Source organism: Taurinivorans muris (assembly GCF_025232395.1).
Taxonomy (GTDB): domain Bacteria; phylum Desulfobacterota; class Desulfovibrionia; order Desulfovibrionales; family Desulfovibrionaceae; genus Taurinivorans; species Taurinivorans muris.
On the sequence record NZ_CP065938.1, the window covers coordinates 211,601 to 234,815 of the forward strand.

Here is a 23,215-nt window from a genome sequence, read left to right on the forward strand (position 1 = left end):
GCGCGGGAAACACGGAACTAGATAAGCAGCAGCTGATCGTTTGCCAGGGTGTTTATGTTCCTTTCGATGACTTGGGCGTGTTTCGGCAGTTCGCCCAACAGAATGGGGCTTTCGGCGTCATGGCGCGTTTTATTTTCTTCAAGGCGTTCATTTTGGTATGAGGCGTAACAATAAATGCAGCCGTTGTAACAGCTGTTGTACATGCCGATATCGCAGCTTTTCGCGCAGCCGCATAATTCGCGCTGATTGGGGTCTTTTTTTATGATAAGTTTTTTATTGATTAATTCGTTGATTAAATTCAAATCAATGCAGCGGGCTGGAAAAACAGGGTAATTTTCAATTCTCGGAAGTTCCTGGGAACAAATTTCCATGCGTAAGCCGTTTTCAAAACATATTTTCGCAAAGATTTTGAGCAGGTTGTTTTTTTCGTTTTCATCGAGGCTGTAAAGCTTTTGTTTTTCGCAGGTTTTTTGTATTTTGCGGTATATGCTCAAAAAACTGATGATGACTTTTGTCGTGTAAGGGGCGAGTTTTTGGCAGAGTTCCTTGAAATGTCTTATATGATAGTCATACGTGTAGGTTGTGTTAAAAAGAATGGGGTCATACCGCCAGATAATGCGGTTTTTTCCTATCCGCTCGGATAATCGGATAAAAGTGTCGACAAGGTATTTTTTCATGGGCAGGTTTTTTTCAATGTCAGGGGAGTACGGGGTGATTGTATATTGGAAATAGTAGGCGTATCCGTTTAATAAATGAAGTTTTTTCAGCATGGGATAGGGATTTTTCGACCAAAAAATAATCGCGTCGATATTTGCTTGGTCAAGGGGAATTTTATAGAAAATTTTGGGGTTCATGGGATTGGTCGTATAGCAATAGCCTTCTTGGAGGCGTTTAAAAAACCATTCGCTGTAATATGCCGGAATGTCTGTTCTTCTGCTTGCACTGATGATCATGGGCTGTGTGAGGGTAAAAGTGTTTGGAGTGAGAAGTTTTGATTTATTATTGTCCATAAAAATTTAATTTGCAAGCACTCATTGCTTATTAGCTAGCTGATATTTATATTTAATAACATATATTTTAAAATTGAAAACAAATAAAAGGAAAACAGTATGCCAGAATTGCCGGAAGTGGAAACAGTCGCAAGAACGCTCGCCCCCGATATTGTGGGGAAGAAAATTTGTTCTTTTTCATGCTTGAATGAATCCTCGTGGGAAGACGGACTTGATTTTGCCTGTTTGAATGTTGTTCAGCCCAAAATTCAGGCTGTGGGTAGAAAAGGGAAGCTTTTGCTCATTTATTTCAGCCCGTTTTCCTATATGGGGCAGGAAATTTTGGGTTTGGCTTTTCATTTGAAAATGTCCGGGCGCCTTTTTTATTATGCGGAAAAAAAAGAGCTTGAAAAACATACGCGCCTTGTTTTGCATTTGGAAAAGGGGGAAGTTTTTTTTGATGATGTCCGCAAATTTGGCTATTGCCGGTTTTTGACAAATAAGAGCGCGGAAAATTGGAAATTTTGGCGGAATTTGGCGAAAGACCCGCTGGAAATGCGTGCGGAAGAATTTTTGCAGGCGCTTGAAGGAAAAAATGCAGGCATAAAATCCGTATTGCTGCGGCAGGATATTGTTTCCGGCATTGGCAACATTTATGCCGATGAGGCGCTTTTTCGGGCGAAAATTTTACCCCATAGGAAAACCTGTTCGTTACAGCATGAGGAAATTGTTTCCCTTTTTCAGAGTTTGCGGGAAGTTTTGTTGGAATCCATCGCTTTTTGCGGAAGTTCCATAAAAGATTACCGCACGGCGAAAGGCGATGTGGGCAGTTTTCAAAATAAATTCAATGTGTACGGGCGTGAGGGGGAAAAATGCCGTGTTTGCAAGCATATATTGGAAAAAACAACTGCCGCGGGCAGAACGACGGTTTTTTGTCCTTGCTGTCAAAAATGAAACATTAAGTTTTTAACGTTTTTGCCGATATGCTTTACAGAGGAAAAATTCTATCAAATATAATAATTGGAATGATTTTTGCATAAAAATTATTGAAGAATTATGCGGGTAGAATTTTCCCGGTGAGGTTATTATGTCCAATACAATTTCAGGCGGAATTAGTTTTTCAGGTTTAGGGTCAGGTATTGATACCGATTCTATCATAGCGTCTTTGAAGTCTGCACAAGAAATTCAATCCAACAGATATAAACTTTCTCAGGCGGAGTATGAATACCGTATTTCCGCTTTGGAAGAAGTCGTCACGCAAATGAAAGACGCGCTTTCAGTCTTGCAGAAATATAATACTGCGAACAAAATGTACAACTTGTCCATTGAAAGTTCCGAATCCGCCGTTGCTTCCGCTACGGTAAAAAAGACAGGCAATACCCCGCAAGGCTCCTATACGCTGGATGTCAAAAAAACAGCCACGTCTTCCCTTTATTGTTACAAACAGATTTTTGATTCCAAAGATGCCGTTATTAATAATACGGGTCAGGATGAAACGTTCACGTATACGTATAAAGGAGTGACCCGCAATATCAATGTCGCCAACGGAACCAATTTGGAACAGCTGGTCAGCCGTATCAACAATGATGCGAAAAATCCCGGAGTTCGCGCAACGCTTATTAAAAACGGTGACGGTTATATGTTCCAAATCCAAGGCACAGGCACAGGAGCGAAATCCGATCTTTCCATTTCCTCATCCTTGTCAAGTTTGGACAGCAGCAGCAAGGTTTACACCGGAACAGGGGCGGTCATGTCCGCCGCGGACAGCACGTTCACGTATTTTTACGGTGGAAAGGAGCGTACGTTCAATGTTCCCGCCGGTATGACGCTTGATGAATTTGTGGCTAAATTCAATGAAGACAGCAGGCAGCCTTTAAAAGCAAGCTTGAAATTGAACGGTTCCGACTATCAGCTGCAATTCACGGACAGAACGACAGGCAATGCCGTGAGCAACCTGAAGACAAGCACGACCATTGAGGCGCTTGGCGGTAAGGCGTTTGGCTCCGCAAGCGATGTCATCAACAGTTCCGGTTCCGAGAAAACCGTTTCTTATGCGTATTTGGGAAAAAACTATTCCGTGAAAATTGCGGACGGAGCCACCGTTCAGGATTTGATTGACGAAATCAACGCCAACCCCAAGCATGACGGTTTGGAGGCGCAGTTCAACAGCGCCACGGGGCAAATTGATTTCACCTATAAAGACGGTATTGTGAACCCCGGTCAATCCGGTAAGGTCGTTATTACCGACAGTAACGGTAAGAAACGTGAAATAGCCATTGAAAAGGATATGAGTCTGCGCGATTACGTGCAGCAATTCAATGATTATGCCGCAAGCAATAAATTGGACGTGACCGCGAAAATTGATATCGACGCAAGCAATAACGCGACAATCAGTTATGTGGACAAGGACGGCAATCCCTCTTCGCTTACCGTGGAATGCGCGGAAGTTCCCGCTCTTGAGGGAAATGCGGGCATTGCTGTCGATTATGTCGACCCTAAAGCCGCCTGTTTGAATGCCGATTTGGAGGGTTTTGGGAAACGCCCCGTAATTTCCGGCAGAACAGAGGCGGAAGCCGCCCGTGACGCTTTCAATGCGGACCCTAAAAACGCAGGGCTGACTGCCGAAGTTGCGGAAGGCGCATCCGGCTATAAACTTGTTTATAAAGATGTGAACGGTGAGGAAGTCATTCCTGACGGTGAAAAGTGGTACAGGCAGGAAGCTCAGGACGCGGAATTTTATGTGAACGGCTGGGAACAAAAATTCACTTCAAGCAGCAATACCTTTTCAGAAGTGATCGAAGGTATGGAGATTACCGTAAAAAGTACAGGAAAAACCGTTCTGAACACGACACAGGACAGTGAAAAAATCAAGGAAAATATTCAGGAAGTCGTTGAAGCCCTCAATATGGTCAAGGGTACGATTTTGCAATTGTCCAAAGTCGATACGGAAAAAGATACGGGAGAATACGATACAGACAAAATGTCTTCCTCCCTCACCTGGCAAATGGGCAGCGCCTTGACAGGCAACTACGGCGTTCAGCTTGTTTTGTCGGAATACAACAATATCGTCAGCGGTTCAAGCACCGGTTTCGCAAAAAAACAATCCGTGGATGATGTTTTCGGCGATCTTTTCACCGCATTGAGCGAGATAGGCATCAACACAAACACGAGTACGGGCAGTGAAAACTTCGGTTTGTTGGAAATTGACGATAAAAAACTCGATGAAGCTTTGGAAAAGGACTCTGCTGCCGTAATTGAGCTGTTGTCTTCCTCCATGTCCGGAACAACGACATCAGCCGATTTCACGGTCGCTTCAACAGGGGTTTCCGCAAAAGCGGGTTCTTATAACGTTACGTATGATGTTGATGCGAACGGACAGGCGACTAATGTTTATATCAATGGCGTGTTAGCCCAAAACGACCCTAATTTCCCCGGACGATGGACTGTCGGCGACATGCATAACGAAGCTGCCGGTGTCGCTATTCAATTTGCCAACGGCGGTATGGCTCAAGGGTCTTATTCAAGCAAAATCAATATCCGCCAAGGAAAACTCAATGAATTAATTGAATTTTTAAAGAGAGAAACGGTATCAAGCACGGTAGAAGGTGCCGAACAAGGAAAAATTCCTACCATCATAGCAAGTTTCAGAGAAAGCATTGAGCAGCTGCAAGACAAGATTGATTCTGAAACAAGCCGGATTGCAGCTTGGGAGCAGCGGGAAAAATTAAAGTATTCCCGGTTGGAGCAAACATTGACTGAATATAACTCAAAACTCAGCACGATCAGTTCTTATGCCCAACAATTGAATGCCGGCTAAGGATATAGAGGCGATTATGTTAAATGCTACGCAGTCTTATAAACAAGCACAGGTGAACACTGTCGGGCGGGCGGATATCACGCTCATGCTTTATGACGGTTTATTGCGTTTTCTTGATTTGGCCGCTGAAAAAATGGAGCAAAAGCAAATTCAGGATAAAGGCAATTACATTTCACGGGCTCTTGACATCATCAATGAATTGGATTCCACCCTCAATATGGAAAAGGGCGGTGAAATATCAAAAGGGTTGCATAATTTATATCTTCTTACGAATAAGAATTTGCTCATGGCGAATTTAAAAAACGATTTGGCGATATTGAAAAGCGTTCGTGCCAACATGCAGGTTGTGCGCGATTCTTTTTATGAAGCCATGCAGACGGAAGAAGCGAAAGAAATGCTTATGAAAATGGGACCTGTGCCTGTTCAGGCTTCCAACGGCAATGCCCAAATGAAATTTGGCGGCAGCATTCAGGAGCGTGCTGATAAAATTAAAGAAGCGCAGCAGAAAGCCGAAGCGATAAAAAGGGTTCAGGCAAAACTGGCGAACGCGAAAAATGATGAGGAAAAATCGCTTGCCAAGAAAGAATTGGAAGAATTACTCGGAAAAAACATTGTTGCGGCACATAACAAGCCTGTTGCCATGTCCATGGCGCAAAAAGCCAGCCGTGCATTTATGCAGCAGCAGGGATTGAGCCAGCCTTTCATGCAGGCAAGAACGCAGAATCAGACTGTGCAGGTTAATTCTGCGCCGCAAACAGCTCAGACTGCGCAGCCGGCTTCGCAAAACCAGGCAGGACAGGCTCCTGCTATGGCGCAAAATCCAGCGTTTGCACAGCAAAAAGTTACAAGCCAAGCCATGCATGCCATGGCAAATGCCTATGCTCCAAAGCAAATGCAAAATCAAGCCCCAAATCAGATGCAGGCTGTTCAGCCTCCCGTGCAGCAAGAAAACGGAATGGCTGTTTCTTCCCGAAATGAAGAAGGGCAGGAGGAAAAAGGCCCTGCGCAATCCCGTCCTGCGGCAATGGGGCAAATGGCGGGAGGACTTATGTCCGGTGGCTTGATGAGTAAAAAAATGTCCCTTTACAAAAATATGTGATACGCTGTAAAAAGCATAAATGAAATTTAGCTGACTGCCATGGTCGGCTGAAACCCTTTTTCGGAATTTTTCGGAAGAGGGTTTTTTTGAAAAATTTTTTAACCTATGCTTTTGCTTGTGGCATAAAAAAGAATATGCTATATTATTTTCTTATGGTATAAAATTACAAGGTTATCAGGAGATTTTCATATATGTCAGATTTTGAAGTAGTAATCGGGCTTGAAGTGCATGTGCATTTGGCGACCGAGAGCAAGCTTTTCTGTTCTTGTCCCAATTCCTTCGGGGACGCCCCGAACAGCAACGTGTGCGAGGTTTGCGCCGGAATGCCGGGGGTTTTGCCCGTGCTGAACAAAAAAGCGGTGGAATTTGCCGCCCGTACCGCTCTTGCCATTAATGCGGCGATTAATCAACAATCTGTTTTTGCCCGTAAAAATTATTTTTATCCGGATATGCCGAAAGATTATCAGATTTCTCAATATGATTTGCCGCTGTGCGAACACGGGTATTTGGATATTACGGTTGATAACCAAACAAAGTGTATCGGAATCACCCGTATCCATTTGGAAGACGATGCGGGAAAAAATATCCATTCTCCGACGGAAAACCATAGTTTTGTCGATTTGAACCGTGCGGGGACACCGCTTATCGAAATTGTGAGCGAGCCCGATATGCGAAGCGCGGAAGAAGCTGTCGCCTATTTGAAAGCGCTGCATGCCATTGTTGTCAATCTCGGCGTTACCAACGGAAATATGGAAGAGGGCAGTTTCAGGTGCGACGCCAACGTTTCCATCCGTCCGAAAGGACAAAAAGAATTTGGAACGCGTACGGAACTTAAAAATCTGAACTCGTTCAGGCACGTTCAAAAAGCTATCGAGTATGAAATAGCCCGTCAGGAAGATGTTATCCTTGACGGCGGCAAAGTCCGTCAAGAAACACGGTTATACGACAGCGTGAAAAATATTACGCTGGCTATGCGGAGCAAAGAAGACGCGGAAGATTACCGCTATTTCCCCGATCCCGACCTTTTGCCTGTTTGTATCAGCGATGAGGAACTCGCTCTTTGGAAATCACAAATGCCGGAACTTCCTGCCGAACGGAAAAAACGTTTCCAAACCGAATGGCAAATTGCGGAATCGGAAGCGGAACTTATCGCTTTTGATCCGTATTTGACAGGCTTATTGGAAAAATCGGCTGAATTATATAATGAACCTAAAAAAATTGCAAATTTGATTTTAGGTCCGCTGCTTCGTGAAATGAACCAGCGCATTGCGGAAGGGCAGGACGGAAAACTTGCCATTGAGCCGAAAGCTTTGGCGGAGCTTGCTAAAATTATTGACAGCGGTTTGATTAGTTTTAAAATCGCCGCGGATATTTTTCCCGATTTGGTCAATGGCGGGGTAATGCCGGAAGCTTTGGTCAAGGAACGAGGTCTAGTGCAGGTTTCCGATACCGGAGCCATTGAAGCGGCTGTGCTTAAGGTCATTGCTGCAAATCCTGCGGAAGTCGAAGCGTATAAAGGCGGAAAAACAAAGCTTATAGGCTTTTTTGTCGGACAAATCATGCGTGAAATGAAAGGCAAGGCAAATCCTGCCGTCGTGAATGAGCTTTTAGCGAAACATCTTTCTTAACATATCGGGTTAAAAGGTTTTTTTCATGTCTTCTGAAATAAATTTGGAAATGGGAAATTCTGATAACAAGCAAAATCCTGAAAAAGCGCCTGAAAAAAAACATACCGTGCTTAAATTTTTATTTGTTTTTTGCGTGCTTGGCGCCCTTGTCGCCTGTGTGGCGGGGTATGGGCTGTACCGCTGGGCTGTGAACGATTTGCCGAGTTTCAGCAAGATAGCCGACTATAAACCCGCACAAGTGACGACAGTCCTCGCTCGTGACGGAAGCCTGATCGGGCAGTTATACCGTGAAAAACGGTATGTTATCGGCATGAGTGAAATGTCTCCCCATTTACCCCATGCTTTTTTGGCAGTGGAGGATTCTGAATTTTATGATCACCCCGGGGTGAATATCGCTGCGATTTTCCGTGCTTTTATCGCAAATATGAAGTCCGGAAACATTTCACAAGGCGGAAGCACCATTACCCAGCAGATTGTGAAGCGTCTCATGCTCACGCCCGAAAAAAGTTACGAGCGCAAGCTGAAGGAAGCTATCCTTGCATACCGCCTTGAAAAACAGCTTTCCAAAGATGACATTTTAACCATTTATCTGAATCAAATTTTTTTAGGCAGCAATGCGTATGGGGTCGAAGCCGCCGCCCGTACCTATTTCGGTAAGCACGCCAGCGAACTCAGCATTGCAGAATGCGCCATGATTGCGGGACTGCCCCAATCGCCTTCCACCCATAACCCTTACAGGCATCCGGAAGCCGCCAAAAAAAGACAGGAACATGTTTTACGGCGCATGCGCGACCTTGGCTGGATAACCGACGAGGAATTTGAACAGGCGTTTTATGAAAAACTGGAATTTTCCTCCATGCCGTCATTCATGGGGCGTGAGGGCGGCTGGTATTTGGAAGAGGTCCGCCGTCAGCTCATTGATCTGTTTACGGAAGAATTTTCCGCCGAACTTGGTTTTGACATCGGGGTTTACGGAGAAGATATTGTTTATGAACAAGGGCTGACTGTTCATACTTCCATGGAACCTGTGCAGCAAATTCTTGCGGACAAGGCTTTTCGCCGCGGGCTTGAAGAGGCTGCCAAACGACAGGGCTATGAAGGGGCGATAGCGCAGGTTTCCATTAATGACGTATCGGCATTTTTTGAGGAAAATCCTTTTGATATTGATAAATTCAAACAAGGTGAATGGCAGAAAGCCGTTGTTTTGGAAACGGAAAAAGCAGGTGCTGCTGTTCGTCTCGGAGAATATGAAGGGTTTTTATCCGTCAATACCATGGGGTGGGCAAGAAAGCCTCATAAAGCCTATAACGGGCGGTTTACGGCAAATGCCGTAAAAGACGCCCGCGAGGTTTTGAATAAAGGCGATGTTGTTTGGGTTTCTTTAAATTTGCCTGTTCAAAAAGAATTGGATAAATTGAAAAAGAATAATCCCCAAAATTTGGCTTTGGAAGAAGCGGAACTTGTTGCTGAAAAAGTTTTGCCCGTTGCTTTGCAGCAATATCCGCGCGTGCAGGGAGCCATGATAGCCCTTGAACCTAGAACGGGCGATGTGGTCGCAATGGTCGGAGGCTATGAATTCAGTTACGACGGTGACCAGTTCAACCGTGCAACGCAAGCCAAACGTCAGCCCGGGTCCGCTTTTAAGCCTTTTGTTTATTCCGCCGCTTTGGATGCTGGGTTTACAGCAGGCTCCATGACTTTGGACGCGCCGATCATGATTATCGATACGTTTGCGAACAATGTCTGGCGTCCGCAAAATTTCGGCGGTAAATTCGACGGTCCGCTTCGTTTCAACAGGGCGTTGGCGCGTTCAAGAAATTTGTCAACAATCAGAATCGCCCAGGAAATCGGCATGGATACGGTTCTTGAAAGAGCAAGGCAAATGAAGCTTGCGAGGGAATATCCTTTGCCTACGCTTGCGGTAAGCCTCGGGGCTATCGAGGTGCTGCCCATTGACGTTGTTTGTTCCTACAGCGCTTTCGCTAATTTGGGTAAACGCCCCAATCCCCGTTTTATTCAAAAAATTGTCGGACCTTTTGGCAATACCCTTTATGAAACGGAACCGGAACTTGAAGAAGTGATAACTCCTCAAAATGCTTATATCATGTCGCAGCTTTTGGAAGGGGTTATCCAATATGGTACTGCGACGGCTTTAAAAGAAATAGACCGTCCTCTCGCAGGAAAAACAGGAACGACCAATAATGAGGTTGACGCTTGGTTTGTGGGATTGACTCCGGAACTTGTCACTGCCGCATATGTGGGCTTTGACCAAATTGAGCCTATGGGACGCGGCGAAACCGGAACCGGTGCTGCACTTCCGATTTATAAGTATTTTGCTGAGGAAGTTTTTCAATATTATCCCCCAACGGATTTTGAGCAGCCGGAAAATATTTATTTTAGAACCGTTGATGGCATATCCTTGCCTTTTGTTGTGGGAACAACACCGGAAACAGGGATTAATGCCGTGCAGCCCGATAATGTGACGGAAAGCGATTCCGCGGAAGAATTGCTTATGCAAGGTTTTGATATGTAAATCAACAAAAAGGGAGAGGGGAGTACCCTTTTCTTTTTACCCGTCGGTTCCTGCCATGGTGGTTGGTGCCATTCCCCAAGACGGGTTTTTTAATACTGCGAGGTCGGCATGGAAAGACTGGAAAAGGAAGTTTTGCAAGTCAGCAAGGAAATTGCGGTGAAATTTATTGAAACGCAGCGTATTTCCCCTACGAATTTTGCGGAAATATTTCCTAATGTTTATAAAGTTGTTTTAGAAACTGTTATGGCAGGGCAACAAGCTCTTGAAAGTAAAAAATAATTTTTATAAAGTAGGAAAATATGGCGGTTAAGACAAGTTCTTCAAATACGGCAAGAGGAACAAAAAAGGCAGGTCCGAAGCAAAGCCGCGCGAAAAAGGCGCACGCTGAAAATGTTGCTGAACGGATTGACGCAAAGGGCGCGGTCGATACTTTTCACGAAACAGTGAATAACGAACATACTCATTTTAAGGAACAAGAGGAAAAAAGTATGGAAAATAAACATGATATGAATAACGAAGAAAAGAATGCCAATGCGGTTCTCGAACCTGAATTTGCAGCGAGCGAACAAACTGAAAAGGTTTGCGCCATGTTTAAAACCATTACCAAGCATTATGATTTATTAAACCATATTTGCAGCTTAGGTCTTGATTTTTGGTGGCGTAAAGTTCTTGTGGACGGTTTTGTTTTGGGTCCGACCCGTAAAATTTTGGATATGGCGGCAGGAACGCTTGATGTGAGCCTTTATGCTTTGAAAAAGCATAAGCAAGCCCATATTGTCGCAGGGGATATTTGTCCTGAAATGCTTGAAATGGGGAAAGAAAAACTTAAAGCAAAAGATACGGATAGGATCGAGGTAAAAATTATCGACGCTCTTTCCATTCCTTATGCTGAAAATAGTTTCGATGTGGTGAGTATTGCTTTTGGCATTAGGAATATTGAGGATAAAGTTAAAGCATTAACTGAAATGAAAAAAGTTTTAACCGTTGGCGGACAGCTGCATGTTTTGGAATTGTCACCGGTAAAAAATCCTCTTTTGCAAAAATGCTATTATTTTTATCTTGAAAAAATCATGCCGCAAATTGCGAAGCTTTTTGGGCAGCGCGCGGAGGCGTATCAGTATTTAGCGCAAAGCGTCAAAGCTTTTCCCGACCAAGAAGCGTTTTGCGAGGAGCTCAAACAGGCAGGTTTTGAATTTGTGCAATACAAAAAATTAACCTTTGGAATTGCTACCCTTTATACGGCAATCAAGTCAAAATAAAAAAAATGTGAAAAACAAAAAAAAATGCTTGCAATTCAAGCATAAATAGCATAAAAGATTTTTCGTGCCCAGGTGGTGGAATTGGTAGACACACTACTTTGAGGTGGTAGCGCTGCGAGGCGTGGGAGTTCGAGTCTCCCCCTGGGCACCATCTTTTTGAAACAGTTTGCATGAGTTTATATTGAAATTTGCCCAGGTGGTGGAATTGGTAGACACACTACTTTGAGGTGGTAGCGCTGCGAGGCGTGGGAGTTCGAGTCTCCCCTTGGGCACCATAGATAAGGATTACTTTTTGTAATCCTTTTTTTGTGTTGAAATTACAAATAAAAAGCACTTGCGGAGCAAGTGTTTTTTATTTTGATATTCAAAAATTGTTTGCAGCAGTTTGTTATGCTTTTTTCTTTGGAATATAGGAGCAAAGCGGTTCTTCGCCCATGGGGTTGTTATTCATGGAATAAGCTCTTGCCCTGCAGCCGCCGCAAACCTTGTGAAATTCGCAAACCCCGCATTTGCCTTCGTATTCTTCTTGGGTTCTGAATTTTTTAAACCAAGGCGTTTCTTTCCAAATTTCCGGGAAGCCGGAATTGCGGATATTGCCGCAGTCAAGTTCCAAGTAGCCGCAGGGCTGTACTTGTCCTGTGTGGCTGATGAAGCAAAATCCCGTTCCGCCGAGGCAGCCCCGCGTCATTGCGTCCATGCCGAAATTTTCAAAATTGACGGGAACATTCTCTTTTGCCGCTTTTTGCCGCATGATACGGTAATAATGGGGCGCGCAGGTCGCTTTTAAATGCATGGACGTTGTTTTTCTAAAATCATAAAACCAGTGCAAAACCTCTTCGTATTCCTCGGCTGTGATTACTTCCGCACTCAAACTTGAAGCTCTTCCCATGGGCACGAGCAGAAAAATATGCCATGCGGCTGCTCCGATTTTTTCGCAAAGTTCAAAAATCTGTTTGAATGTATGCAAATTGGTTTTTGTGACAGTCGTATTGATTTGAAATTCTATGCCATGTTGTTTTAAAAGTTCTATCCCATGCATGGAAGCGTCGAAAGCTCCTTTTACGCCGCGGAATTCGTCATGGCTTTGGGCATTGTGTCCGTCTATGGAAATGGAGCAGCGGGCAAAGCCGGCTTCCTTTATTTTAAGGACGTTTTCTTCATTGATCAGCGTTCCGTTGGGGCTCATTACGCAGCGCAGGCCCTGTTCTTTCGCAAAGCTTGCGAGCTCATAAACATCCGGGCGCATCATGGGATCGCCGCCCGTGAAAATGATAATGGGATCGCCGACTTCCTTAAAGCTTGTGATGAGGTTTTTGGCTTCTTCCGTGCCGAGTTCTCCCGCATAGGGGTCAGGATGGGCTTCCGCCCGGCAATGCTTGCAGGCAAGATTGCAGGATCGGGTCACTTCCCATGCGATGAGACGGCATTTCGGGGTGACGCCGTCAGCTAAAAAACGGTTGGCATGGGGGTGGTTTCCCATTGGTCCGTTATGTCCGCCGTGCCCGTCTTGGCTGTGCTTTTTTTCCATATCCCGCATATCGGGGGCAAGTTCCGTACAATGAGGCTTATTCATAGTATTCCTTTATAATCGTCTATTTCACAAGTCCTTTTTCAAGGAGTTCTTCCGCAAAATATGTAATAATCAGCTTCGCCCCCGCTCTTTTCATGCCGATAAGGGATTCCATGATAATAGCTTCTTCATTGATCCAGCCATTGATTCCTGCTGCTTTAATCATGGAATATTCACCGCTTACCTGATATGCCGCAAGCGGAACATTGGTGCTGTCATAAACCATGCGGATAATATCTTGATACGCGCCTGCAGGTTTGATAATGAAAATATCGGCGCCTTCTTCAATATCCGCATGCATTTCACGCATAGCTTCGGATATGTTCCTGCAATCCATTTGATAGGTGCGCCTGTCGCCGAATTTTGGTGTGGATTCAGCCGCGTCACGGAACGGACCGTAATAGGCGGAAGCGTATTTCACAGCATAAGACATAATCGGGGTTTGCTGGAACCCTTCTTCGTCAAGAGTTTGGCGTATTGCTAAAATACGTCCGTCCATCATATCGGAGGGGGCGACGATGTCGGCTCCCGCCTTAGCATGGGAAAGAGCGGTTTTAGCCAATAATTTCAAAGTGCTGTCATTGAGGACAAGCCCTTTGCTGTCGCCTTCGTGCAGAAGTCCGCAATGACCGTGGGAAGTGTATTCACAAAGGCAGACATCGGTAATGACGATAAGTTCCGGAAAATTCTTTTTAAGCATTCGTACGGCTTGCTGAACAATGCCGTTTTCATTATATGCTTCGGAGGCGATAGGGTCTTTTCTTTTTGGAATACCGAAAAGAAGTATGGACTTTAAGCCGTGCTGCACGGCTTTTTTTACTGTTTCATCGAGTTGTTTTAAAGATAACTGATATTGTCCCGGCATGGAGGAAATAGGGCTTTTAAAGTTTTCATCATCAGTTTCAACTACAAAATAGGGCATGATTAAATCATTTACAGTGACTTGTGTTTCCGCCATTAAATCGCGAAGCGCAGCGCTGCCGCGAAGTCTTCTTCCTCGATAAAATTCCATAAATACTCCTTTGTTGCCATATGATTGTTACGATATGATAACACTTTGAAAATATTATATTAAATTCATGCTGTTAATGTATGCAAAATTGTTTGTTCCGTCAAGCAAAACAAAAAATAATCAGGAGGAAATCCTTATCTTGTGCATTTAATTTTTTTGCCGTATTTTTATGGCTATGGTATGGTACCATTGAGGCGGGTGAATGTATGGCTTATGATAAAACACATGATATTTTGGAATTGGCTGTTTTAATGCAATCAAACCGGACAGGGGTTTCCTTGCAGGATATAATGGACAGGTTCGGCGTCGCACGCCGAACGGCTGAACGGATGAGAGATGTCATTATTGACAGGTTTCCGCAGGTTCAAGTCCGTACGGGGGAAAATAATACGAAACGCTGGTATGTTCCGCAGGGAACGCTTAAGGATTTCATCCAGTTTTCAGCGGAAGAATTGGTCGCTTTTGAAAAGGCGATAGCCTATCTGCAGGCTAACAGCATGCAGGAAACTTCTGTTTTGCTGCAAAAGATTTTGGAAAAAATACGTGCGAATATCGTGGATAAAACATTTAATTGCATCGATACGGACGCCGAAGTTCTTTTGGAGGCTGAAGGGTTCGCTCATAGGGTCGGACCTAGGATTATCGTTTCACAGGAAATCATTCAAAAAATCCGTCAAGCGATTTTGAGTTTCAGGCAGATAAGAATTTCATACAAAAAGAAGTCAAGCGGAAAATTGGGTTCGTACCGGCTTTTGCCTTATGGAATTTTATATGGTGACAGAAATCATTATTTAGTTGCCAAACATAGTGACGGTTATGGCGGAAACAAGGTGCATTATTTTATTTTAAGCAATATTCTTGAAATGGAATTGCTTGATGAAGAATATGAAATTGACGAAGGCTTTAATTTAAAAAAGCTTGCAGAGCGTTCGTTTGGCGTTTTTCAAGAAGAACCTTTTGAAGTGGAGTGGCTTTTTGATAAAAGCGCTGCGGAAGAAGTTCTTCGTTATGAATTTCATCCCAATCAAACTGTTGTTGAAAATGAAGACGGCTCCGTGACAGTGCGTTTTTTTGCCGGCGGACGTTTGGAAATGGATTGGCATTTGTATACGTGGGGGGATAAAGTCAAAGTCATCAAGCCGGAAGATTGGTATTCCGCAACTACCGAGCATTGATTTCAAAAATGCCTAAACGAAAAAATCCGTGATTAAATTTTGTTTTATGGCTGTGCAAATCGTTCCTGCTTCTTCATTATATCATTGCGGAAAGAAGGAGTAAATTTTTTCCTAAAAAACCCCGCTCATCGGGCTTGTTTTGCCCAATGAACGGGGTGCTGTTCGATATTGTTTTTCGGACTCTTATTCTTCTTGTTTTAAAATCATGCTTCTTGCGGCAAAAGTTTCATCAAGGCGGCGCAATGGCGTCGTGAGGGGCATTTGCTGCAGGAAGCCTGCATCTTGTTGTCCTTTTTTGATAAATTCTTCCATAAGGGTGACAAGATTGTCGAGGGTATCCTTATTTTCCGTTTCAGTCGGTTCAAACATGAGGCATTCATGCACAATAAGGGGGAAATAAATCGTCGGGGCGTGAATGCCATATTCCAAAAGCGCCTTTGCGACATCAAGGGCTTTTATTCCTTCCGGAGGAGAAGAAACAAATTCATGCATGCACATACGGTCAAAAGGAACATGCAGGAATGAATCCATTTTTTTACGCAAATAATTCGCATTGAGAACAGCGTATTCGGCGGCTCTCGGAATGCCTTCTTTGCCAAGACGGCTGATATAGGCAAGCGCTTTTACATAAACCGCGAAGTTGCCTAAGAACGGTGCGATGTAGCCGATGGATTTCGGATAATCGAAATTGAGCTTATAAGTTCCGTCATTGTTTTTTTCAACACGTCCGACAGGCAAATAAGGCGTCAAACGTTCGCTGACCCCTACTGCGCCGGAGCCGGGACCTCCTCCGCCGTGCGGTGTTCCCATGGTTTTATGCAAGTTCAGATGCACAACGTCAAAGCCGACGTCGCCAACACGCATTTTACCCATAATCGCATTGAGGTTTGCTCCGTCATAATAGAGAAGCGCGTCGATTTTACGTAATTTTTCAACGATTTCAGGCAAATGTGTTTCAAAAAGACCTAAAGTGTTGGGACACGTCATCATGAGGGCGGCAACATCGTCAGTAAGGGCTTCTTCAAGGGCTTTCGGGTCAACCATACCGTCTTTGGAAGCGATATTGACAATTTCATAGCCGGCTATCATCGCAGAAGCGGGATTGGTGCCGTGTGCGGAGTCAGGTACGACGATTTTTGTTTTTTTATTGCCCTTGTCTTTGTGATAAGCGGCAATGAGCATGACGCCGGTAAATTCGCCATTGGCACCGGACATGGGCTGCATGGTGAAAGCGCTCATTCCGTTTATTTCACAAAGAACTTGTTCGATTTCATACACAGCCTGCAAAGCGCCTTGCACATATTGTTCACCGTGTTTTAATTGCGCGGTGAGCGGGTGCAGTTTGCTGAACCCGGCTAAGCTTGCGATATGTTCGATAACTTTCGCGTTATATTTCATGGTGCAGGAGCCGAGAGGGTAGAAGTTTCCGTCAACGGAAAAGTTCTTATGGGAATTTCGGGTGAAGTGGCGAACGACATCAAGTTCAGAAAGTTCTGGCAGGCTTGCGGGTTTTGCCCGAAGCAAGCTTTTGGGAAGCATATCTTCGGCATGCTTTTTGGGCATTGCAGGAACAACAGCCGTACGACCTTTTACGGATTTATCAAAAAGCGTTCTCATAAAAGACCTCCAAGAGCGTTCACAAGCTTATCGATTTGTTCTTCGGAATTTTTTTCCGTGCAGCTTATGAGAAGGACATTTTCCATGCCTTGATAATATTGACCAACGGGGAAACCGCATAAAAAGCCGCGTTCTGACATTTTTTCAGCAATTTCATCAGCATTTTTGGGAAGTCTTACCGCAAACTCATTGCCGTAAGGAGCGTCGTTCAATAAGCCGACATGGGGAAGTTTTGTCAATTTATCAGCTAAGATACGGGCAAGATACATGGACGTTTCAGCAGTTCTTTTAAGCCCTTCCGGACCCAGGAGTGCCATATGGATAATGCTTCTGAGCGCGCACAAGCCTTGGTTTGAGCAGATGTTGGAAGTTGCTTTCGCGCGGCGGATATGCTGTTCACGGGCTTGCAGGGTAAGGACGAAACCTTCTTTTCCGTTCAAGTCGTTGGTTTTACCCACAATCCGACCCGGCATTTGACGGACCAAGTCTTTTTTGCAGGCTATCATGCCAAGATATGGTCCGCCGAAAGAAAGAGGCAGACCAAGGCTTTGCCCTTCGGCAACAGCAATGTCGGCACCCATTTCCCCCGGGGTTTTGAGAATGGATTGCATTACCGGATACACGGAAATAATGCCGAGGGCTTTGTGTTCTTTCGCTTTATTGAAAAGTTCCGTAAAATCATCAATAGCGCCAAAGAAATTCGGGTTTTGCACGATAACCGCGGCACAATCGTCACCAATGGCGTTCATGAGCGCATTTTTGTCCGACTTGCCGCTATCGTGCGGAACCGTGACGATATTGATTTTTTGGTTCGCACTGTAAGTTGCAAGCATTTTACGCCAAATTGGGTTTACCGCTTCGTCAACGACCCAAGTGTGCTTGCGCGTATGACGGGCAGCCATCATGCCCGCTTCAAAAAGGGAGTGCCCGATATCAAACAGTGAAGCATTGGAGCAGTCCATGTCAAGCAAACGGCAAACCGCTGTCTGGTATTCAAAAATCGACTGCAACGTTCCTTGGCTCACTTCCGGCTGATACGGCGTGTATGAAGTCAAAAATTCTCCGCGCTGGGAAAGGGCGTCCACAGCTTTTGGAATATAGTGGTCGTAATAGCCGGCTCCCAGGAAATTGATGAAGTCGGTTTTGTTTTTCGCTGCCATATTTTCAAAGCAGGCGGTAAGTTCCGCTTCGCTTTTTCCGCTGGGGATATTGAAAGATTTTGGACGCATATCGGCTTGAATATCCGCAAATAAATCGTCAAGGCTCGCAACGCCGATAACGCTGAGCATTTCTTGCAGTTCTTCAGGGGTATGGGGAATATAAGGCATAACCTGTCCTTTTTATGAAATTAAAAAAACTTCTCCGCGGGGAGAAGTTTTATTTTTTAATGTGTGCATTTGCCTGCATAATCCTGGGCATTCAGAAGTCCGTCGGTTGAGCCGGTGATATTCACACGCAAAAGCCAGCCTTCGCCATAGGGGTCTTTGTTTACTTTTTCAGGATTGTCAAGCACGCTTTCGTTGACAGCAATGACTTCGCAATCGCAGGGCATATAAATATCGCTTGCGGCTTTGACGGACTCCACGGTTCCCATTTCTTGCCCTTTGGCAAAAGCGCCGCCGACTTGCGGAAGGTCGATAAAGGTAATGTCGCCAAGCGAATCTTGCGCAAAATCCGTAATGCCGATAACGCCCTCGCTTCCTTCAATTTTTAGCCATTCATGGCTTTCCGCGTACAAAAGATTGTCAGGGTTATTCATAGTTGACTCCGTATTATGAAAGTTTCATTCTTGCTGTTCCTTGCGTGAAGAAAGGAGCAGTTGTTTTTTGAGCATTTAATTCGCTTCTGCCTGCTTTGAGAATAAATTCCGCTTGGTCTGCATATTCTTTTTTCACAAAAGCGAAAGCAATGGCGAAACCTAGGGAAGGAGCGAATGAACCGCTGGCAACGGTGCCGATAACCTCATTGCTTCCGGCTTCTTTAATGACCGAATCGCCATTGCGGACAGTGCGGCGCCCTTCCAGTTTCAAAGGCACCAGGAGTTCATTCTTTACTTCCATGGCAGGAATTTTGCCGATATAATCGGCTTCGGAAGTAAGCATGCCGGCAAGATTCGATTCCGCAACGGTATGCTCTTCATTGAGTTCATGTCCGTAAAGGGCGAGTCCGCATTCAAGGCGCAAGGTATCCCGTGCTCCGAGCCCGGCAGGTTTCACAAGTTCATGGGCGAGCAAATCCTCCCACAAGGTGAGTACGGCTTCCCTCGGGCAATACAATTCATAGCCGAGTTCCCCGGTGTATCCTGTGCGGCTGACAAGGAGAGCGTGTCCTTTATAGTCGATACGGGTGAAAGAAAAATATTTTAAATCATGGAAATTCTGACCTGTGACCGTTTCCAAAACTTCTAACGATTTCGGACCCTGCAAGTCGATTTTGCCTGATTTCGCAGAAATATTTTCAATATTTTCTTCGCCCAAGCGCTTGGCGAGGGTTTTGAAATCCTTTTCGGCACAGCCGGCGTTGACCACTAAGAAGAAATGGTCTTCCGCAAAGCGGTAAACAATCAAATCATCAATGACAGTGCCTTGCTCCGTAAGCAAAAAGCCATAACGGCATTTGCCGGCAGCCAGGGTGCCAAGGTTGTGGCTTACGGCTTTCTTCAAAAGTTCGGCAGCATTTTCGCCTTTGACGATGAATTGCGCCATGTGGCAAATATCAAAAATGGAAGCGGATTCACGAGTATGGGCGTGTTCCGCTAAAATTCCGTCCTCATATTGGATGGGCATGTCCCAACCTGCGAAAGGCGCCATTTTTGCATTATGTGCCGTATGCCATTCGTGTAACGGTGTTTGCAACATATGAAATTTCCTTTTTAATAAACCTATCTGTCTTTAGCATAATTTGTTTTTTTTGTAAATAAATTTTACTGATTGTGAATAATAAAATTAATAAAAAATATTTCTAAAATTTCTTGAAATTATAAGAACTTATTGTTATATGTTCTGTGCTTGGAGTGATTGAATGAGTAAGTCGTCAGAAATATTGCGGGTTTTATCTGAAAATAAGGAACAAAGTGTTCACAGAAGCGGATTTGCCAGTATTGCAAAGCTTATGGCACAGGCAGTTTCTGAAAACAAATATACTGTCGCCGTTGTTAAAAACAGGGATGAATTGTCGACGCTGAAATCGTTTTTATCCTTATTTATTGCGGAATTGTCCGTCGGTAAGGAAAAAGGGGCGCTGCAGGAAAAAAATGTTCCGTTGTTTTTTGAAACGCCGTTTGTCAGCATCAATCCGTTTAATCGTCGTTCGTTAAATCGTGAAGGCTGGGCGGAACGCTTGGCGGCTCTTTATGCCATGGGGCAGGGGCACGCGAAAGCTTTGATTGTCACCGCCGATATGCTTATTCCTTTTTTGCCCGAAAAAGATTTTTTCAATAAGCATGAATTGTTTTTGAAAATCCATGAAGACATGGCGCCCGAACTTTTAATGGAACAGCTTGTCGATTGGGGGTATCAACGTGAATCCATGGTTTCCCGTGCGGGAGATATCGCAAGGCGCGGGGATATCGTGGATATTTTTCCGGCAGGTTACGATAAGCCTGTCCGTCTTGATTTTTTTGGGGATACCATTGACGAAATGCGTTTTTTTGATCCCTCAACCCAGCGTTCCGTCGGCAAAACGGAAGAAATTTGCATTATTCCGGTAATAGCGATAACGCAGGATGAGGAAGCGAGAACAATCATCCATAAGCATCTTGCGAATTTGTTTCAGCAAGGCAAGCTTTCGGAATTTCGGCAAGCGAGCGTCATGCGCGCTGTGGAGCAAGGGGATTTGCGGCTTTTGCCGGGCAATATTTATGCCCGCGCAACAAATCTTGAAGACTGGATTCCCGATGATTGCCAATGGTTTTTACCAAGCAAAGCCGATTTGAAAGAATATCTTGCAGAAGCGGAAAGCGGTTGGAAAGATGCGCTTGAAGAAGACAGGAAAGACGCAGGTTTTGACCAAGCCGACCATTTGTCGTTTCGGAATGCGGGCGATAGTATGTCCATGCTTTTGAAGCGGCGGCATTGTTTTGTCGAACCTCTCCGCATGGGCATTGAAAATCATGGCATTGATCTGTCTGAAAAAACATATTTCAGTTTTGAAGAACTGTTTCAGGGAAAAGAAGTTTCCGAACGGCCATGGCAGCAGCTGCTGCTTGGACTGCGTAATTATGTGAAAGAAAAGAAGCAGGTCGTGCTGACATTTTCTTCCGAACGGGGGCGGCAAAAGTTTTTAAAATTGATTGAGCAGGACGGAATTTATCCGCATTTGCGCTATGATGTGAAAAGCAAAGGGATTTTTGCGCTCATCGCGTCCGTTCATCATGCGGCGGAACTGAGCTGGGACGATTTGCTCGTTATTCCGGAAGATTTGCTGCAGCCTAAGGCAAATCAGGTGAAACGCCAAGCAAGCCAAGCATTTAAAGGGCTTGATTCTTACGATGAGCTCATGAACGGCGATTTGTTGGTTCATAGGGACTACGGAATAGGGCGTTTCGGCGGTTTGCACCGCATGACTGTCGGCGGTATTGAAAATGACTATTTGTTATTGGAATATGCGGACAATGCCAAACTGTACATGCCGGTTGACCGGCTTTCCATCATTCAGCGTTTTAAATCCGCAGAAGGCATAAGCCCCGTTTTAGACAGATTGGGCGGTCAAGCTTGGACGGCAAGCAAGGAAAAAGCGAAAAAAGCCATTGAAAAAATCGCCAGGGACTTGGTGGAAATGTATGCATGGCGGAAGGTTGCCAAGGGATTCGGTTATAGCCCGTTAGGAGAATTGTACCGGGAATTTGAAGCGAGTTTCGGTTTTGAAGAAACGCCGGACCAAGCGAAAGCCATTCAGGAAGTTTTGGCTGATATGGAGAAGCCGGAACCGATGGATAGGCTCGTTTGCGGCGATGTCGGTTTTGGAAAGACGGAGGTCGCTTTGCGCGCCGCGTTCAGGGCTGCCTGCGACGGCAGGCAGGTGGCCATGCTTTGCCCTACGACGGTGCTTGCCGAACAGCATTACCAGACATTCCGTTCCCGTTTGGCAGGATTTCCTGTCAATGTGGGATTATTGAGCCGTTTTGTGACCAAATCGAAACAAACGGAAGTTTTGAATATGGCGGCAAAAGGGCAAATGGATGTTCTTATCGGCACACACCGCATTTTATCGAAAGACGTGGAACTTCCCAACCTTGGTCTGCTTATTTTGGATGAAGAGCAGCGTTTTGGCGTCCGGCACAAGGAACGGCTTAAACAAATGAAAAAAAATGTCGATGTGCTTACGCTCACCGCAACCCCCATTCCCCGCACTTTGCAGCTTTCCATGTCGGGCATACGCGAACTGTCGGTCATTGAAACAGCTCCTTTGGAGCGTAAACCTGTTGCGACGCATTTGATAGACAAGGATAAGAACGTTCTGCGGCAAGTTTTGGAGCGTGAACTGGAACGCGGGGGACAGATTTTTTGGGTTTATAACCGTGTGAACGGACTTGAGAAAATTGTTTCATACGTGCGGGAACTTGTTCCGCATGCCCGTGTCGGCATGGCTCACGGGCAAATGGGGGAAAAAGAGCTTGAAAACACCATGCATATGTTTTGGCATGGGGAATTGGATGTGCTTGTTTGTACGTCAATTATTGAATCCGGGCTTGATTTTCCCAAAGCGAATACGCTTATTGTGGACCAAGCCCAGCTTTTCGGCTTGGGGCAGTTATATCAGCTTCGCGGGCGTGTCGGACGTTCCGACAGGCAGGCGTATGCGTATTTTGTGGTCAACGATTTACACCATTTGACTGAAATCGCGGAAGAGCGTTTGCGTATCATCTTGGAAATGGATTACCTTGGAGCGGGTTTTCAAGTCGCTATGGAAGATTTGCGTTTGAGAGGGGCTGGCAATATTCTTGGAGAAGCCCAGTCAGGGCACTTGGCGCGTGTAGGGCTTGACATGTATTTGGAAATGTTAGAAGAAGCAGTTGCAAGGGCGAAAGGAGAAGGGGAAGCGCTAAGAAGCCAAGATGTTGAAATCAATCTCGGTTTGCCTGCTTATATTCCGGAATCGTATATTGAAGACGGAAAAGAACGCTTGAAATATTATAAAATGCTTTCTTGCGCTTTTGAGAGCAGCCGTCGGAACAGCATCGAAATGGAACTTCGCGACAGGTACGGGCAGCTTCCTTCCGAACTTCTGACTTTTATGGAAGTTTTGGATTTCAAATATGAAATGAAAAACATAGGCGTGTATAAAGCGGATATTTATGCCGATAGGGTGAAAGTCAGCTTTATGGACGGACAAAGAAAGGTTGAGGCGGAAACATTGATTAAATTCATTCAAAAATATATGGAAAGTGCAAAACTTCATCCTCACGCAAGCCTTGAAATCCAATTGAAAGATTTTGTCGGCAAAGAGGATGGCAATGCCGAAATCATTTGCAAAGCAAAAAATCTATTGCTTTCTTTAAAAGAAAAATAGCGGAGA

16 protein-coding genes and 2 tRNA genes are annotated in these 23,215 nt (G+C 44.9%); 11 read left to right on the forward strand and 7 right to left on the reverse strand.

Annotated elements, in window-relative coordinates:
• Positions 1-17 precede the first annotated feature (17 nt).
• Positions 18-1,010: a DUF1848 domain-containing protein gene (locus JBF11_RS00935; RefSeq protein ID WP_334315519.1), complete on the reverse strand. Its 993-nt coding sequence runs from the start codon at positions 1,008-1,010 to the stop codon at positions 18-20.
• 99 nt (positions 1,011-1,109) lie between these two features.
• Here JBF11_RS00935 and mutM point away from each other — a divergent pair, with 99 nt between their 5' ends.
• The 9 genes from mutM to JBF11_RS00980 all read left to right on the forward strand — a co-directional run bounded on the left by mutM (position 1,110) and on the right by JBF11_RS00980 (position 11,600).
• Complete coding sequence (gene mutM, locus JBF11_RS00940) at positions 1,110-1,943, forward strand: bifunctional DNA-formamidopyrimidine glycosylase/DNA-(apurinic or apyrimidinic site) lyase (protein ID WP_334315520.1); 834 nt, start codon at positions 1,110-1,112, stop codon at positions 1,941-1,943.
• Positions 1,944-2,076: 133 nt separating this feature from the next.
• The gene (gene fliD / locus JBF11_RS00945) at positions 2,077-4,806 is read left to right on the forward strand and encodes a flagellar filament capping protein FliD (RefSeq protein ID WP_334315521.1); all 2,730 of its coding nucleotides are present in this window, start codon (positions 2,077-2,079) and stop codon (positions 4,804-4,806) included.
• A gap of 16 nt (positions 4,807-4,822) precedes the next feature.
• Positions 4,823-5,905 (forward strand): flagellar export chaperone FliS, encoded by a 1,083-nt coding sequence (gene fliS / locus JBF11_RS00950; protein WP_334315522.1) that lies wholly within the window; start codon positions 4,823-4,825, stop codon positions 5,903-5,905.
• Between the two features lie 191 nt (positions 5,906-6,096).
• A complete protein-coding gene (gene gatB / locus JBF11_RS00955) occupies positions 6,097-7,533 on the forward strand; it encodes an Asp-tRNA(Asn)/Glu-tRNA(Gln) amidotransferase subunit GatB (protein ID WP_334315523.1) in 1,437 nt (478 codons plus the stop codon).
• A gap of 25 nt (positions 7,534-7,558) precedes the next feature.
• Entirely contained in the window at positions 7,559-10,066 is a 2,508-nt protein-coding gene (locus JBF11_RS00960) for a penicillin-binding protein 1A (protein ID WP_334315524.1), read from the forward strand.
• A gap of 108 nt (positions 10,067-10,174) precedes the next feature.
• Complete coding sequence (locus JBF11_RS00965) at positions 10,175-10,345, forward strand: hypothetical protein (RefSeq protein WP_334315525.1); 171 nt, start codon at positions 10,175-10,177, stop codon at positions 10,343-10,345.
• A gap of 20 nt (positions 10,346-10,365) precedes the next feature.
• Positions 10,366-11,325: a bifunctional demethylmenaquinone methyltransferase/2-methoxy-6-polyprenyl-1,4-benzoquinol methylase UbiE gene (gene ubiE / locus JBF11_RS00970; protein ID WP_334315526.1), complete on the forward strand. Its 960-nt coding sequence runs from the start codon at positions 10,366-10,368 to the stop codon at positions 11,323-11,325.
• A gap of 66 nt (positions 11,326-11,391) precedes the next feature.
• Positions 11,392-11,476, forward strand: a tRNA-Leu gene (locus JBF11_RS00975).
• 39 nt (positions 11,477-11,515) lie between these two features.
• Positions 11,516-11,600, forward strand: a tRNA-Leu gene (locus tag JBF11_RS00980).
• A gap of 113 nt (positions 11,601-11,713) precedes the next feature.
• On the opposite strand, the gene ahbD is transcribed toward JBF11_RS00980, so the two are convergent.
• Together ahbD and hemB are read right to left on the reverse strand one after the other, a co-directional pair.
• Positions 11,714-12,898 carry a heme b synthase gene (gene ahbD, locus JBF11_RS00985; RefSeq protein ID WP_417168623.1) on the reverse strand — a complete coding sequence of 395 codons (1,185 nt, stop codon included), beginning with the start codon at positions 12,896-12,898 and terminating at the stop codon, positions 11,714-11,716.
• Between the two features lie 19 nt (positions 12,899-12,917).
• Positions 12,918-13,907 (reverse strand): porphobilinogen synthase, encoded by a 990-nt coding sequence (gene hemB, locus JBF11_RS00990; protein ID WP_334315527.1) that lies wholly within the window; start codon positions 13,905-13,907, stop codon positions 12,918-12,920.
• A 206-nt stretch (positions 13,908-14,113) separates the two neighbouring features.
• Here hemB and JBF11_RS00995 point away from each other — a divergent pair, with 206 nt between their 5' ends.
• Positions 14,114-15,082, forward strand: coding sequence for a helix-turn-helix transcriptional regulator (locus tag JBF11_RS00995; RefSeq protein WP_334315528.1), 969 nt, complete (start codon positions 14,114-14,116; stop codon positions 15,080-15,082).
• A gap of 183 nt (positions 15,083-15,265) precedes the next feature.
• Here the strand turns inward: JBF11_RS00995 and gcvPB are convergent, their stop codons facing one another.
• Genes gcvPB through gcvT form a run of 4 tightly spaced genes read right to left on the reverse strand, consistent with a single transcriptional unit; the run spans position 15,266 to position 19,557 of the window.
• Entirely contained in the window at positions 15,266-16,699 is a 1,434-nt protein-coding gene (gene gcvPB, locus JBF11_RS01000; RefSeq protein ID WP_334315529.1) for an aminomethyl-transferring glycine dehydrogenase subunit GcvPB, read from the reverse strand.
• A complete protein-coding gene (gcvPA, locus tag JBF11_RS01005) occupies positions 16,696-18,027 on the reverse strand; it encodes an aminomethyl-transferring glycine dehydrogenase subunit GcvPA (RefSeq protein WP_334315530.1) in 1,332 nt (443 codons plus the stop codon). The genes gcvPB and gcvPA overlap by 4 nt, the downstream gene beginning before the upstream one ends.
• 56 nt (positions 18,028-18,083) lie before the next feature.
• Complete coding sequence (gene gcvH / locus JBF11_RS01010; protein WP_334315531.1) at positions 18,084-18,458, reverse strand: glycine cleavage system protein GcvH; 375 nt, start codon at positions 18,456-18,458, stop codon at positions 18,084-18,086.
• A gap of 13 nt (positions 18,459-18,471) precedes the next feature.
• Positions 18,472-19,557 carry a glycine cleavage system aminomethyltransferase GcvT gene (gcvT, locus tag JBF11_RS01015; RefSeq protein WP_334315532.1) on the reverse strand — a complete coding sequence of 362 codons (1,086 nt, stop codon included), beginning with the start codon at positions 19,555-19,557 and terminating at the stop codon, positions 18,472-18,474.
• Positions 19,558-19,720: 163 nt separating this feature from the next.
• Here gcvT and mfd point away from each other — a divergent pair, with 163 nt between their 5' ends.
• Positions 19,721-23,209, forward strand: coding sequence for a transcription-repair coupling factor (mfd, locus tag JBF11_RS01020; RefSeq protein WP_334315533.1), 3,489 nt, complete (start codon positions 19,721-19,723; stop codon positions 23,207-23,209).
• The last annotated feature ends 6 nt before the right edge of the window (positions 23,210-23,215 follow it).

Bases quoted from the DNA above. Each gene is read 5' to 3' on its own strand.
- JBF11_RS00935 (WP_334315519.1), bottom strand. From the start codon at position 1,010: ATGGACAATAATAAATCAAAACTTCTCACTCCAAACACTTTTACCCTC.
- mutM (WP_334315520.1), top strand. From the start codon at position 1,110: ATGCCAGAATTGCCGGAAGTGGAAACAGTCGCAAGAACGCTCGCCCCC.
- fliD (WP_334315521.1), top strand. From the start codon at position 2,077: ATGTCCAATACAATTTCAGGCGGAATTAGTTTTTCAGGTTTAGGGTCA.
- fliS (WP_334315522.1), top strand. From the start codon at position 4,823: ATGTTAAATGCTACGCAGTCTTATAAACAAGCACAGGTGAACACTGTC.
- gatB (WP_334315523.1), top strand. From the start codon at position 6,097: ATGTCAGATTTTGAAGTAGTAATCGGGCTTGAAGTGCATGTGCATTTG.
- JBF11_RS00960 (WP_334315524.1), top strand. From the start codon at position 7,559: ATGTCTTCTGAAATAAATTTGGAAATGGGAAATTCTGATAACAAGCAA.
- JBF11_RS00965 (WP_334315525.1), top strand. From the start codon at position 10,175: ATGGAAAGACTGGAAAAGGAAGTTTTGCAAGTCAGCAAGGAAATTGCG.
- ubiE (WP_334315526.1), top strand. From the start codon at position 10,366: ATGGCGGTTAAGACAAGTTCTTCAAATACGGCAAGAGGAACAAAAAAG.
- ahbD (WP_417168623.1), bottom strand. From the start codon at position 12,898: ATGAATAAGCCTCATTGTACGGAACTTGCCCCCGATATGCGGGATATG.
- hemB (WP_334315527.1), bottom strand. From the start codon at position 13,907: ATGGAATTTTATCGAGGAAGAAGACTTCGCGGCAGCGCTGCGCTTCGC.
- JBF11_RS00995 (WP_334315528.1), top strand. From the start codon at position 14,114: ATGGCTTATGATAAAACACATGATATTTTGGAATTGGCTGTTTTAATG.
- gcvPB (WP_334315529.1), bottom strand. From the start codon at position 16,699: ATGAGAACGCTTTTTGATAAATCCGTAAAAGGTCGTACGGCTGTTGTT.
- gcvPA (WP_334315530.1), bottom strand. From the start codon at position 18,027: ATGCCTTATATTCCCCATACCCCTGAAGAACTGCAAGAAATGCTCAGC.
- gcvH (WP_334315531.1), bottom strand. From the start codon at position 18,458: ATGAATAACCCTGACAATCTTTTGTACGCGGAAAGCCATGAATGGCTA.
- gcvT (WP_334315532.1), bottom strand. From the start codon at position 19,557: ATGTTGCAAACACCGTTACACGAATGGCATACGGCACATAATGCAAAA.
- mfd (WP_334315533.1), top strand. From the start codon at position 19,721: ATGAGTAAGTCGTCAGAAATATTGCGGGTTTTATCTGAAAATAAGGAA.